Source organism: Streptococcus sp. 2154, from assembly GCF_013277255.1.
Lineage (GTDB): Bacteria > Bacillota > Bacilli > Lactobacillales > Streptococcaceae > Streptococcus > Streptococcus pseudopneumoniae.
In genome coordinates, this window is sequence record NZ_VMMK01000061.1 from 1 (window position 1) to 13,954 (window position 13,954).

At 41.4% G+C, this 13,954-nt stretch carries 8 protein-coding genes and 5 pseudogenes; 5 read left to right on the forward strand and 8 right to left on the reverse strand.

Annotated features, from left to right (window positions below):
* Positions 1-163 (reverse strand): annotated as a pseudogene (locus tag HT693_RS09955) (IS630 transposase-related protein); the annotation flags it as partial.
* A 92-nt stretch (positions 164-255) separates the two neighbouring features.
* On the reverse strand, positions 256-447 hold the full coding sequence (locus HT693_RS09960; RefSeq protein WP_023934097.1) for a helix-turn-helix transcriptional regulator: 192 nt from the start codon (positions 445-447) through the stop codon (positions 256-258).
* A gap of 381 nt (positions 448-828) precedes the next feature.
* Here HT693_RS09960 and HT693_RS09970 point away from each other — a divergent pair.
* Positions 829-2,168: pseudogene (locus HT693_RS09970) on the forward strand (IS1380 family transposase).
* A 561-nt stretch (positions 2,169-2,729) separates the two neighbouring features.
* Here HT693_RS09970 and HT693_RS09975 read toward each other — a convergent pair.
* The gene (locus HT693_RS09975; protein ID WP_138705214.1) at positions 2,730-5,066 is read right to left on the reverse strand and encodes a cation-translocating P-type ATPase; all 2,337 of its coding nucleotides are present in this window, start codon (positions 5,064-5,066) and stop codon (positions 2,730-2,732) included.
* A gap of 131 nt (positions 5,067-5,197) precedes the next feature.
* Between HT693_RS09975 and HT693_RS09980 the strand changes: the two genes are divergently transcribed.
* A complete protein-coding gene (locus HT693_RS09980; protein ID WP_138705213.1) occupies positions 5,198-5,947 on the forward strand; it encodes a 1-acyl-sn-glycerol-3-phosphate acyltransferase in 750 nt (249 codons plus the stop codon).
* Between the two features lie 292 nt (positions 5,948-6,239).
* Here the strand turns inward: HT693_RS09980 and HT693_RS09985 are convergent.
* A pseudogene (locus HT693_RS09985) lies at positions 6,240-6,810 on the reverse strand (cadmium resistance transporter).
* Between the two features lie 815 nt (positions 6,811-7,625).
* The gene (gene rpsO, locus HT693_RS09990; RefSeq protein ID WP_001018251.1) at positions 7,626-7,895 is read right to left on the reverse strand and encodes a 30S ribosomal protein S15; all 270 of its coding nucleotides are present in this window, start codon (positions 7,893-7,895) and stop codon (positions 7,626-7,628) included.
* Between the two features lie 205 nt (positions 7,896-8,100).
* Here rpsO and HT693_RS12130 point away from each other — a divergent pair.
* A pseudogene (locus HT693_RS12130) lies at positions 8,101-8,461 on the forward strand (hypothetical protein).
* Between the two features lie 335 nt (positions 8,462-8,796).
* Positions 8,797-10,740, forward strand: a complete 1,944-nt coding sequence (gene thrS, locus HT693_RS09995) for a threonine--tRNA ligase (protein WP_055356737.1) — start codon at positions 8,797-8,799, stop codon at positions 10,738-10,740.
* A gap of 46 nt (positions 10,741-10,786) precedes the next feature.
* Here thrS and HT693_RS10000 read toward each other — a convergent pair whose 3' ends face one another.
* Both HT693_RS10000 and HT693_RS10005 read right to left on the reverse strand, forming a co-directional pair.
* Positions 10,787-11,761 (reverse strand): sensor histidine kinase, encoded by a 975-nt coding sequence (locus HT693_RS10000; RefSeq protein WP_119947690.1) that lies wholly within the window; start codon positions 11,759-11,761, stop codon positions 10,787-10,789.
* Complete coding sequence (locus tag HT693_RS10005; protein ID WP_000548991.1) at positions 11,754-12,431, reverse strand: response regulator transcription factor; 678 nt, start codon at positions 12,429-12,431, stop codon at positions 11,754-11,756. Before HT693_RS10005 ends, HT693_RS10000 begins: the two co-directional genes overlap by 8 nt.
* A gap of 154 nt (positions 12,432-12,585) precedes the next feature.
* Between HT693_RS10005 and HT693_RS10010 the strand changes: the two genes are divergently transcribed.
* The gene (locus HT693_RS10010) at positions 12,586-13,659 is read left to right on the forward strand and encodes a DUF2974 domain-containing protein (protein ID WP_119947691.1); all 1,074 of its coding nucleotides are present in this window, start codon (positions 12,586-12,588) and stop codon (positions 13,657-13,659) included.
* A 223-nt stretch (positions 13,660-13,882) separates the two neighbouring features.
* Here the strand turns inward: HT693_RS10010 and HT693_RS10015 are convergent.
* A pseudogene (locus HT693_RS10015) lies at positions 13,883-13,954 on the reverse strand (ABC transporter ATP-binding protein); the annotation flags it as partial.

A 13,954-nucleotide genomic window follows, 5' to 3' on the forward strand; every position in this document is an offset into this window, starting at 1 on the left:
ACGACTCGCTTTTTCATCTCCAAGTGTCCTTGTTCACATCTTTCTTTTCCCACGTGAAGAGAGTTCTGACGCCGACATCAAAAACCTTGGCTGCCTCGACATGGCTGTGACCCTCTTTGATGTAATCTAATGCTCGCTGTTTAAAATCTGTACTATATGCCATAGCTTTATTATAACATGCTTGTTTGAAACTAAGCAACTATAACTATTTTTTTAAACTAAATAAGTTCTGTACTCTCATTCAAAATTTGCTCGTCAAAAAAAATAATCCATACTAACACTAAGTCTTTTAGCTAGTTGATGCAATAATTCTGAACCTGGAGTATATTCTCCGTTCTCCAAACGACTAATCTGACCTTGCTTACAAATTCCTTCAGCTAACTCTTTCTGAGATAATTTCAATTCTTTTCTTCTGCTCTTAATTCGAGTAGCTAATAAGCTTCCCACACTATTTCCTCCAATCTACTACTGCTAATCATTTTATCACGATTTCTGTAACAATTAAAATACATTTAAATTACTCTAATGGGATGTTGAAGCCTCTCTCTTTACTATCAATTGCAAAATTTATAGTGTTAACTAATTTCTCCAATCTCCTCACTTGATGTTCATACTCGTCTATATATTCATTCATCTGTTTTTGACAATCTTCAATCTCTTTCTCCCCCAATTATTCACACCTAACACAAAAAGCATCCAGAATCGATATGAAACCGAGGATTCTAGGTGCTTTCTCTTTTCACCCATTGGGTGCTGTTTTTACTGGACAAAAGGGAGTTTCTCCTTTATGATATAATCGAAAACAAAATCAAAACAAAGGAAATTCCAATGACCAGTATATAAAATAAATCTACGAAAAACAATACTTTATCACACTTTTCTTTCGATGGTGGAAATCTGACCAATCAAGCTGGTCTTCTGCTCTTCAAAGAACTCTTCACAAAGTTGAATCTAAAAGAAACTATTTCAAAACATCTTGTGAGCGATGATAAACGACGCTATTATCACTATTCGGATGCCGATATTGTCATCCAATTTCTCTTTCAAATCCTTACAGGCTATGACATAGACTATGCCTGTAAGAAATTAAAATCAGATGCTTATTTTCCAAAACTGTTGGAAACTGGACAAGTTGCGTCTCAACCAACCTTGTCTCGCTTTCTGTCACGTTCAACAGAAGCAACTGTTGGGAGCTTGCGAAGACTAAACTTTGAACTGGTTCAACTCTTTTTACAAATGCAAAGCCAACCCAGTCTTATCGTTGATGTGGATTCCACTCATTTTACCACTTATGGGCATCAAGAGGGAGCCGACTATAATGCTCATTATCAGGTGACAGCTTATCATCCCCTGTATGCCTTTGAAAGCCAGACTGGCTATTGTCTGAATGCCCAGTTACGTTCTGGAAATCGCTATTGTTCAGAAGGAGCAGATGCCCTTATTCACCCCATTTTAGAGCAGTTTGACCATCTGATTTTTCGTATGGATAGCGGTTTTGTGAGCCCAAAACTCTATGATTTACTGGAAGATAGAGGTCATGCCTATTTGACCAAACTGAAAAGGAACGCTGTTCTGAGTCGCTTGGGAGATTTAACCTTGCCTTGTTCAGAGGATTTGAGTATTTTACCTCATTCTTCCTATTCAGAGTCCCTTTATAAAGCCGATTCTTGGCGACAGCCACGTCGTGTTTGCCAATTTTCCCAAAGACAGGAAGGGGGATTGTTCTATGATGTGGTCTCTCTTGTAACCAATTTAAGCAGTGTAGATAGTGAGGAGCTGTTTCAATTCTATCGTGAACGAGGGAATGCTGAAAACTTTATCAAAGAAAGGAAAGCAGGATTCTTTGGGGATAAAACAGATAGTTCGACCATGGTTAAGAATGAAGTACGTATGATGATGGGCTATCTGGCTTATAATCTCTACCTCTTTTTAAAGCAGCTAGCTGGTGATGAAGTAAAGGCCTTGACTATCAAGCGTTTTCGACCTCTCTTCCTTCATATTGCCGAAAATATGTCTCTACTGCTAGACGACATATTCTCAAATTCTCAAGTCTATACGCCTATTCAAAACAGTTTCAAGCCTTATTTGATACAATCTGCCAGATAAATCTGATACTCCCTGTTCCATATAGAGCTAGAGGGCAGGGGAAAACATGCCTAACAGAATAAGTCACCTTATTTTAAAAATCGAGCATCAAACCAAGGGAGGAGTCTGCCCTTTTTTAGGAAAAAATCAAGACAAATCTCCTCAATCATGTCTCGAACATCAGAAATTAAGCAAAATCACCAGAAGGATAGTAGTTTAACTAGCTTTTCTGGTGATTTTCGAAGAGTATTGTTTCTTGCGTCATACTTCAAATAGTCTAGCCACATACATTTGAAGCTGCTACCTCAATACAAGCAGGCTTGAGGGTCGCTCTTGGGTTCACCGATAGATAATAGGCACGTAGGCCTTGCACATTAGATTTATAGTATATTGAAATAATATATAAACAAATCGATTAGGAAAGGCAAATTAATTTTTATACTCAATGAAAATCAAAGAGCAAACTAGGAAACTAGCCGCAGGCCGTACTTGAGTACGGTAAGGCGACGTTGACGTGGTTTGAAGAGATTTTCGAAGAGTATTAGAAATGTTTTAGTAGCTATGATGTCCTATTCCAGATTCAATCCACTATACGATAGACTCGTCGTATAAAAAAACTGCAATCCACAGATTGCAGTCTTTCTTTATTTTCTGGCTTGATAGCGACTAGTCAGAATGAAAATCACTGTAAAGACCAACATCATGACACCATAAACAGGCAACGTTTGTTCTGTAAAGGTTGAAATTTCAAGCAGTTTTTGGATTCTTGGGAAGAGAGCTGTCGCTAGGAAACCTCCTACTGACCAAACAATCAAGAGGACACGCCATAGGGTAAATGGCATGCAGGCTCTAAATACGGATAAGAAACCAATTGACCCCAAGAGATAATAGAGTAGAGTTGAGATTTCTAACTCAGACCAACCTTGGCTACTCCCAAATATTTTTACGAACAGGACGTTGAAGACGACCATAAGGGCACTTGGTAGGGCACGAAGCATGGATTTTCTGAGGAAATTCTGCTCAACAGGTTTGATATTTCGCTCAAAAGTCAGAACGAATGGTGGGAAACCTTCCACAAACTGGTCAATCATGGTAATCTGGATCGGAATGAAGGGGAAAATCAAAATCCACTCTGACCGACCTAGTAAAGCACTGGCAATACAGATGACTGCTAACAGGAAGGAATAGATGGTCTTTATCAAGAAAATCGGGGCGATGTGGGCAATGTTATTGACCACGCGACGACCCTCGAAGAGAATCTCAGGAACATCATTAAAGTCTGAGTTCAAGAGAACCAGATTGGCAATCTGACGGGTTGCTGGATCCCCCTCCGCCATCACGATAGAACAATCCGCCTCACGAAGGGCCAAGATATCATTAACCCCGTCCCCTGTCATAGCCGTTGTATGACCCGCTTTTTTCAACGTTTGGATGATGAGTTTCTTTTGATGAGGGGAAACACGTCCGAAAATAGCTGTCTCCTCCGCCATGGCCATCAATTCCTCATCGATGATTTTCGAACAATCTACATAGCTATGGTAGTCCGCAAAACCAGCCTTCTGGGCAATGCTGGATACAGTGACCGGATTGTCACCAGAAATAATCTTGAGGCCCACTTCCTGAGAACGGAGATAGTCCAGCGTCTCTGCTGCTCCTTCTCGAATAGGATCCAAAATTTCCAGCAAGGCTAAAGCCTGAATATCAGAAGGTTTCTGTGGCTTGTGATGGTCTAATTTCTCCTGACTAAGAGCTAAGACCAAGACACGTGCCCCTCTCTCCAAGGCCTCCCTGGCTTCTGGGACTTCAGAATCCAGCAACATCTCAGGTGCCCCTAAGAAAACTGTCCCCAAGCCTTCTAACTCCATAGCCCCCCACTTGCGGTCGCTCGAGAAGGGAAGATTGGAAATCATAGGATAAGCAACATCTCCCACAAAACGCTGGCGAATGGCTTGGGCAGTTGGATTCTTATCCTCACTATGGGCTATGTAGCTAGTCAAGATGCTGGCAATAGCCTCTTCACCATACGTTTCCGTCAACGGAAGAACAGCCTCCACCTGCATCTTTCCTTGGGTGATGGTACCCGTCTTGTCCAGACAGAGCATATCCACGCGCGCCAAGGTCTCAACAGAGTACATCTCCTGCACCAAGACCTTTTTCAAGCCCAGCTTAATCACCGCTGTCAAGAGCGAAGTAATGGTCAAAAGGGCAATTCCCTTAGGCAACATTCCCAAAAGAGCTGTCGACGAGTTTACAACGGATGACTTGAGAGGCAGGCCTTTTAAAATCAAGGCTTCTAGCAAGAGAGCCAGACCGAAAGGAATGATAATCTTTCCAGTAAAACCAGCTAGCTTGTCCAGAGATTTCATGATACGGGAGTTGATCGGTTTCACTGTCTTAGCTTCCAGCATGAGTTTGGCAGCATAGTTGTCTGCACCGACATGGTGAACTTGAGATAAAACTGACCCACTGGCTAGGAAACTTCCTGACAAAAGCAAGGCTTCCACTTCCTTTTGCACCAAATCACTTTCCCCCGTCAACATGGCTTCATTAACCTCCGCAAAGCCTTCCAAAACCAAGGCATCACTGGGAATCTGCTCTCCAGCAGACAGACGAATCACATCTCCTAACACCAATTCTTCCGGATTCAGAGCCACTTCTTGGCCATCACGAATAGTCTTGACCTTTTCCTTGGTCATGAGATTGAGCTTATCCACCATGTGTTTGGCGCGTAGCTCGGTCACGATCCCAGAAAAAGCGTTAAAGCAGATAACAGCAAAAAAGACCAGATTGCTCCAAGCCTGCACAAAGACAAGGGCCAAAGCAATGGCAAAGTTCAAAGCGTTAAAAAGGGTAAAGACATTTCGTTTAACGATTTGCCAAGTGCTGGTACTGGCTGATGCGGTAAAGTCATTGACCAAACCCTCAGCCTGTCTTTCCTTGACTTCTCTTTGGGTTAATCCCATAATCTTATTTTTATCCATAAATTCTATTATATCATTTTTTTAACAGAATTCTAATCTCATCCCAAATATGCACCTAGTCAAGGGAAAAGTTTGCCAGCCCTCCTTTGATAAGGTATAATAATAACAAGAAAAGAATCGAAGGAGATCGCATGTTTTATACTTATTTGCGTGGATTAGTTGTATTGCTCTTATGGTCCATCAATGGCAATGCTCACTATCATAATACTGATAAAATTCCTAATCAAGATGAAAATTATATTTTAGTTGCGCCTCACCGTACCTGGTGGGATCCTGTTTATATGGCCTTTGCGACCAAGCCAAAACAGTTCATCTTTATGGCAAAAAAAGAACTCTTTACCAACCGTATCTTTGGTTGGTGGATTCGTATGTGTGGCGCCTTTCCCATCGACCGTGAAAATCCCAGCGCCTCAGCCATCAAATATCCTATCAACGTTCTCAAAAAAAGTGACCTCTCTCTCATCATGTTTCCAAGTGGTAGCCGCCACTCAAACGATGTCAAGGGGGGCGTAGCACTGATTGCCAAAATGGCCAAGGTCCATATCATGCCGGTTACCTACACCGGTCCCATGACTTTGAAGGGCTTGATTAGCCGTGAACGTGTCGATATGAACTTTGGAAATCCAATCGATATCTCAGATATCAAGAAAATGAATGATGAAGGCATTGAAACAGTCGCCAATCGTATTCAAACAGAATTCCAACGTCTGGACGAAGAAACGAAACAATGGCACAATGATAAAAAACCAAATCCACTCTGGTGGTTTATCCGCATCCCTGCCCTCATCCTTGCTATTATCCTCGCTATCCTAACCATCATCTTTAGCTTTATCGCAAGCTTCATCTGGAACCCAGATAAGAAAAGAGATGAACTTGCATAGAAGAAATGAACCTTGGCCAAACAGCTAAGGTTTTCATTTATATAGTAGATTGGAACTAGAATAGTACACCTCTACTTCTAAAACATTTTTAGAAATCGATTTGACTGTCCTGATCGATTTGTCCTATTCTTATTTCATTTTACTATATTTATAAGAATCTCCTAATCAAATCAAAAGACACTCTACAATAGAGTAACTTTAAGATTTGTCCATTTATACTCAATGAAAAAGCCCTCTGAAAATCAGAGAGCTGATTTGAGCTCGGGCTAAAATCCTAGTGAAACAAAAAAATCTACACGATCAGAAAAGTCTCTATCGTGCCATTTTCATACATGATGTATAGTCCAAGTAGAATGAATACTAAGGGCACAATGATTCGCTCGTATTTTTCAATTGTCTCGAATATTAACGGAATAGAGGATAACACCCGACTAATCTCGCAAAAGATAATTATGCCGATTACAAGCACAAGCAAGGCCACGAGGGTCTGTGACCAATCTAACGAAGCAAAATAAGGTATATAGATACCTAAATTATCTCCGCCAGACGCAATTGTCAGCAATGTAACTGTCCAAAACAGTTGATTTGCCTTGCTTTGTTCTAATCTTTCAATAATTTCTTCCTCTTCTTCCGCATCTTCTCCAACAATTGCAAGCAGCAACTAAACTCGCCCCTACAAGTAAGCCTGTGCCTAGATATTGCCCCGCATAAATATGCCATTTCTGTTTATTCTGTGATAGCTGTGCAAATAAAATAATTAAAATAATTAAAATAATTAAAATAATTAAAATAATTAAAATAATTAAATAATCGATACTGGTGGAAATATAAACACCAACAGCAGATATGATTGTCTGTCCCATAAAAAAACCTCCTGTATTAGTCAGTAATAAATCAGCAGATTTTAGGAGAGCACAGACACATTAATTTAGCTATCGCTAGTGGGTAATGTCGAACATAGGAAAGCATTTTACTCCTCCTCAAAACGTAGTTACAAAGTAATTTCTAACTGGAATTCGGTGACTACTTCCATGTAAAGTATAACATACTATACTTTACTTCGTAAAGTGTGGGCTCTCCGAGGGGGCTTGCAGACACCTACTCGGCTTTTCAAGCCGAGTAGCTGCGCACCTTTATGGTGTAATTAGCTGATACCATTTGAGGTTTTTGTAGTCTCCAAAATTGTGACCGATAAAACCTCAATAAAAAAGCCCTCTGAAGTCAGAGAGCTGATTTGAGCCCGGGCTAAAATCCTAGTGGAAAAGATGAAACTCCTTGTGTTCATCGAACACTGTGTCATTTCCCTATTTTCATACGGATTTTTGACACCCTTAGCATCATGATTCTTGCTAGATAAACCGTTTATAGGCTAGGCGACGAGGCGAAGATTGTACGAAACTTTCAGTGAAACAAAAAAAAATCTCCCCGAAGGGAGAAAAGCTAGTTTATTTTACCTTACAGTGTTAGGAACCGTAACCGAAGATTATACTTGAGTATAGCGAGGTAAGGTGACAACGCAAAAAAGCTACCCAATTTAGAGTAGCTTTATTATCAAGATATGCTCAATTGAACACGGCCTAAGCACTTGGCAAAAAAGATAAAATCTCCTAGAAACTGAAGTTTCTTCGTCAATTTTCCTATTTTTGCTTTGTGCTTTTGACGGCCTTTGTATCTTGAATTAGCGACGAAGTCCTAGAGAGTTGATCAACTCACGGTAACGGTTAACGTCGTTTTTACGCAAGTATGCAAGCAAGTTACGACGGCGACCGATTTTTTTCATCAATCCACGGTAAGTAGCGTGGTCTTTTTTGTGTTGTTTGATGTGTTCATTAAGGTGGTTGATTTCCCAAGTAAGGACAGCAACTTGAACCTCTACTGAACCTGTATCACCTTCGTGACGTGCATATTGTGCAATGATTTCATTTTTTTTCTCTTTTGAGATTGCCATGATGTTTCTCCTTTTTATTTGGCTTCATCCGAGTGACAGGTTGGCATGCCTGTAACCAAGAAGAAGTTATTTGTCTTTACGACAATCCCTATTCTACCAATAACTAACTTCTTTGTCAACAGATTTACTTTCTTGTTTTAAACATGCTATAATAATCATAGCAAGAGATTTAAGTTGTCTGTTTTTTTAAAACGAGCTGATTATCATGCCTAGATTCTATTCCCATCTCCCCTACTATCTGGTCATCTTTTTCTTTTATTGGCCTCTTTATGAATTATTTTCACTGCTCTCATCCGGTTCCAATCTGCTAGGACTCATCTTCTAAATATCTTTATCTTTTCTCCGTTAGTAACCTTCATCGTTTCTCTTCTTTACGGTTACCGTTTCCCTTTTTCCCTTTTGACATTGGATTGCTCTTTTGCTTTACTATCATTTCTTTCCACGATTTTAGCATTGTCTACTTTATTAGCCTATGAAACCTTTGCTCTGGTCGGCATGGCTTCCGGTATTGGTATCAAGCATATTCTGCAAAAATGAAAAACAAAAAACTTTCACAAAATCCTTGAAAAATCTCACAATCATGCTATAATAATCCATAGAGACAAGTCACTTAGTCCCTTTCTACTAGAGAGTGCGTGGTTGCTGAGAACGCATAGAAAGACTATACTGATACTACTCTACTGACTTTTATGCAAACATAAAACGGTGGCCACGTTAGAGCCAATCAGAGGTGTCCCTCTTTTTTGAGGCACATAAATGAAGGTGGAACCACGTTGCGACGTCCTTTCTAGGACGTCGCTTTTTGTTTCTCTTTGCTTTTTGTTTCTCTTTATTTAAGACTGCGAAATAGGGAAACACTTCTGCTTTAGAAATAATGGATAACCAATATAAGGAGAACATCATGATTAACATTACTTTCCCCGATGGCGCTGTTCGTGAATTCGAATCTGGCGTTACAACTTTTGAAATTGCCCAATCTATCAGCAATTCCCTAGCTAAAAAAGCCTTGGCTGGTAAATTCAACGGCAAACTCATCGACACTACTCGTGCTGTCACTGAGGATGGAAGCATCGAAATCGTGACACCTGATCACGAAGATGCCCTTCCAATCTTGCGTCACTCAGCAGCTCACTTGTTTGCCCAAGCAGCTCGTCGTCTTTTCCCAGACATTCACTTGGGTGTTGGTCCAGCTATCGAAGATGGCTTCTACTACGATACTGACAACACAGCTGGTCAAATCTCTAACGAAGACCTTCCTCGTATCGAAGAAGAAATGCAAAAAATCGTCAAAGAAAACTTCCCATCTATTCGTGAAGAAGTGACTAAAGACGAGGCACGTGAAATCTTCAAAAATGACCCTTACAAGTTGGAATTGATTGAAGAACACTCAGAAGACGAAGGCGGTTTGACTATCTATCGTCAGGGTGAATATGTAGACCTCTGCCGTGGACCTCACGTTCCATCAACAGGTCGTATCCAAATCTTCCACCTTCTCCATGTAGCAGGTGCTTACTGGCGTGGAAATAGCGACAACGCTATGATGCAACGTATCTACGGTACAGCTTGGTTTGACAAGAAAGACTTGAAAAACTACCTTCAAATGCGTGAAGAAGCTAAGGAACGTGACCACCGTAAACTTGGTAAAGAGCTTGACCTCTTTATGATTTCACAAGAAGTTGGTCAAGGACTTCCATTCTGGTTGCCAAATGGTGCGACTATTCGTCGTGAGTTGGAACGCTACATCGTTGACAAAGAGTTGGCTTCTGGATACCAACACGTTTATACTCCACCACTTGCTTCTGTTGAACTTTACAAGACTTCTGGTCACTGGGATCATTACCAAGAAGACATATTCCCAACTATGGACATGGGTGACGGGGAAGAATTTGTCCTTCGTCCAATGAACTGCCCACACCACATCCAAGTCTTCAAACACCATGTTCACTCTTACCGTGAGTTGCCAATCCGTATCGCTGAAATCGGTATGATGCACCGTTATGAAAAATCTGGTGCCCTCACTGGTCTTCAACGTGTGCGTGAAATGTCTCTCAACGACGGTCACCTTTTCGTTACTCCAGAACAAATCCAAGAAGAATTCCAACGTGCTCTTCAGTTGATTATCGATGTTTACGGAGACTTCAACTTGAATGAGTACCGCTTCCGTCTCTCTCTTCGCGACCCTCAAGATACTCACAAGTACTTTGACAACGATGAGATGTGGGAAAATGCTCAAACTATGCTTCGTGCAGCTCTTGATGAAATGGGCGTGGACTACTTTGAAGCCGAAGGCGAAGCAGCCTTCTACGGACCAAAATTGGATATTCAAGTTAAGACCGCTCTTGGAAAAGAAGAAACTCTTTCTACTATCCAACTTGACTTCTTGCTTCCAGAACGCTTCGACCTCAAATACATCGGAGCTGATGGTGAAGAGCACCGTCCAGTGATGATCCACCGTGGGGTTATCTCAACTATGGAACGCTTCACAGCTATCTTGATTGAGAACTACAAGGGGGCCTTCCCAACATGGCTGGCACCACACCAAGTAACCCTCATCCCAGTATCTAACGAAAAACACGTGGACTACGCTTGGGAAGTAGCCAAGAAACTCCGTGACCGCGGTGTCCGTGCAGACGTAGATGAGCGCAATGAAAAAATGCAGTTCAAGATCCGTGCTTCACAAACCAGCAAGATTCCTTACCAATTAATTGTTGGAGACAAAGAAATGGAAGACGAAACAGTCAACGTTCGTCGCTATGGCCAAAAAGAAACACAAACTGTCTCAGTTGATGATTTTGTTGGAGCTATCCTAGCTGATATAGCCAACAAATCACGCGTTGAGAAATAAGAACCTAGCATAAAAGCCTCCAGTCCGGAGGCTTTTTCGTCTATTCTCACTCAAGGACTAGATTCACTTGAGCAAACTGAATCCGCGCTATCGTTCCTTTTCCGACCTCAGACTCGATACGAATCTGGTGACCCAGTTCTTCAGAAATTTTCTTAGATAGGTAAAGTCCAAGTCCAGATGACTGCTGGGTTAGGCGTCCATTATACCCTGAAAAGCCACGTTCAAAGACTCGGAGGACATCACTGTTTTTTATCCCGATTCCCGTATCCTTGATACAAAGCTCTTGCCCGTCCATATAAATCTCCAGACCACCTTCCTTGGTGTACTTGAGACTGTTTGAGATAATTTGCTCAATAACCACTAGTAGCCACTTTTTATCCGTCACGATTTCTTTATCAAGGTCATGTAGATTGACATTTAGGCCTTTTTGAATAAAGAAAAGAGCATATTTACGAATTATTTCCTTGACCAAATCCTCAATTTGAACCTGCTTTAAGACCAAATCATCATGGAAACTTTCTAAACGCAGGTACTGTAAGACTAGATTGGTATAGGAATCGATTTTGAAAATTTCCTGTTCTAACTGCTGCTTCAGTTGGCGGTCAGCTACTTCTGCAACTAAGAGTTGACTGGCTGCAATGGGGGTCTTAATCTGATGGACCCACAAGGTATAGTAATCCAGCAAATCCGTCAGTTTTCTTTCTGAATCTGACCTCTGCTGATAGAGTTCCATCTCACGCGCCTCTAATTTTTCAGCCAAGGCTATTTCCAATGGAGATTTGGCTTCCCTCTCCCCATAGAGAATTTCCTGACGATAGACCTGCGTTTCCACCAATATGTCCCAAGTGAAAAATAAGATGGTTACAAAGCAACACAAGAGGAAAAAGTAGAGAAAGTAAGTTCCCAAACTTGCAAATAAAAACTGAAAGAGCAAAATCAGAAATGCTAAAGCAAGCAGATAGACAAACAGACGACTACGGGAGCGCAGATAGGCTAGAAAAAATTGTTTCCAATCAAGCATGCTTCAGTCCGTACCCTATCCCTTTCTTGGTCTCGATAAATCCTACCAAGCCCTGCTCTTCCAATTTTTTACGCAAACGAGCCACATTGACAGAGAGGGTATTATCATCAATGAAAAAGTCACTGTTCCAAAGTTCCCGCATGAGGTCGTCACGCGCTACAATATTGCCTGCATGCTCAAATAACACGCGTAAAATCTGGAATTCGTTCTTGGTCAAATTCAAGACTTGCCCTTGATAATGTAAATCCATGGATTTGGTATTGAGGATAACACCAGCATATTCCAGTAAACTCTCGTCACGCCCGAACTCATAGGAACGACGCAGCAAGCCCTGAACCTTGGCTAAAAGAACCTGCTGGTCAAAAGGTTTGGTCACAAAGTCATCCGCGCCCATATTGATTGCCATGACAATATCCATAGCCTGGTCTCTCGAAGACAGAAACATGATGGGGACCTTGGAAATCTTGCGAATTTCCTGACACCAGTGATAGCCATTAAACAAGGGCAGTCCAATATCCATGAGGACCAGATGAGGCTCCGACTGAACAAAAAGACTCAAAACTTCCATAAAGTCTTCTACCAGAACCACTTCAAATCCCCATTCAGAGAGCATTTTTCCGACTTGTTGACGAATGACCTGATCATCTTCTACTAATAAAATCTTGTGCATGCGCTCCTCCTTTTCTATTATTATAACAGATTTTTCCATGCTAGCAGGTCTGAAACTGAATTTGAAGTAGCTTGTTTTTAGCCAACAAAGTAAGACAATCCTACTAGCTAATTTGAGGGAAATTTGATAAGATAAAGAAAAGAAAGGAGCTCTTATGGCCAATATTTTTGATTACCTGAAAGATGTCGCATACGATTCCTTTTACGACTTTCCATTGAATGAGTTAGACATTCTAGCCTTAACAGAAGCTACCTACCTCTCCTTTGATAATATGGTCTCCACAAGTCCTCAGCGACTTTTAGACCTGGCTCCTCAGGTTCCAAGGGAGCCCAACATGTTGACCAGCAAAAATCGCCTCCAGCTATTAGATGAACTAGCTCAACACAAACGCTTCAAAAATTGCAAACTCTCCCATTTTATCAATGACATTGATCCTGAGCTGCAAAAACAGTTTGCGGCTATGACCTACCGCCTCACTCTCGATACCTATCTGATTGTCTTTCGTGGGACAGATGACAGCATCATTGGCTGGAAGGAAGATTTCCACCTGACCTATATGAAGGAAATTCCTGCTCAAAAGCACGCCCTTCGCTATTTAAAGAACTTTTTTGCCCACCATCCTAAGCAGAAGGTCATTCTGGCTGGGCATTCCAAGGGAGGAAATCTCGCTATCTATGCTGCTAGTCAAATTGAACAAAGCTTACAGGATCAAATCACAGCAGTTTATACCTTTGATGCGCCTGGTCTCCATAAAGAACTGACACAAACCGAGGGCTATCAAAGGATAATGGATAGAACCAAGGTCTTCATCCCGCAAGGATCCATTATCGGCATGATGATGGAAATTCCGGCCCACCAAATCATCGTGCACAGTACTGCCTTAGGCGGTATCGCCCAGCACGATACCTTTAGTTGGCAGATTGAGGACAAGCGCTTCGTCCAACTGGATAAGACCAACAGCGATAGTCAACAGGTAGACACAACCTTCAAAGAATGGGTGGCCACAGTCTCTGACGAAGAACTCCAGCTCTATTTCGACCTCTTCTTTGGCACCATTCTAGATGCTGGGATTAGCTCCATCAATGATCTGTCTTCCTTAAAGGCGCTTGAATACATTCATCATCTCTTCGTCCAAGCGCAATCCCTCACTCCAGAAGAAAGGGAAACCATGGGTCGCCTTACCCAGTTATTGATTGATACCCGTTACCAAGCCTGGAAGAATAGATAAAAAGCTTATGAAAAGGTAATACTCTTCGAAAATCTCTTCAAACCACGTCAGCGTCGCCTTACCGTATATATGTGACTGACTTTGTCAGTCTTATCTACAACCTCAAAGCGGTGCTTTGAGCAATCTGCGGCTAGCTTCCTAGTTTGCTTTTTGATTTTCATTGAGTATAAATCTTACCAGATCATCTTTGTGATAAATCGGTAACTTGACTAACTTGATCCACTTACTCCCAAATCAGAGGATTGTGGGACGCAATAATAATAGTTCTATTCGGATTTTTTAAAGATTCTAGGAT

Excerpts from the sequence above, each read along its gene's own strand:
- HT693_RS10010 (WP_119947691.1), top strand. The coding sequence starts at position 12,586 with ATGGCCAATATTTTTGATTACCTGAAAGATGTCGCATACGATTCCTTT.
- HT693_RS09980 (WP_138705213.1), top strand. The coding sequence starts at position 5,198 with ATGTTTTATACTTATTTGCGTGGATTAGTTGTATTGCTCTTATGGTCC.
- HT693_RS09975 (WP_138705214.1), bottom strand. The coding sequence starts at position 5,066 with ATGGATAAAAATAAGATTATGGGATTAACCCAAAGAGAAGTCAAGGAA.
- rpsO (WP_001018251.1), bottom strand. The coding sequence starts at position 7,895 with ATGGCAATCTCAAAAGAGAAAAAAAATGAAATCATTGCACAATATGCA.
- thrS (WP_055356737.1), top strand. The coding sequence starts at position 8,797 with ATGATTAACATTACTTTCCCCGATGGCGCTGTTCGTGAATTCGAATCT.
- HT693_RS10005 (WP_000548991.1), bottom strand. The coding sequence starts at position 12,431 with ATGCACAAGATTTTATTAGTAGAAGATGATCAGGTCATTCGTCAACAA.
- HT693_RS10000 (WP_119947690.1), bottom strand. The coding sequence starts at position 11,761 with ATGCTTGATTGGAAACAATTTTTTCTAGCCTATCTGCGCTCCCGTAGT.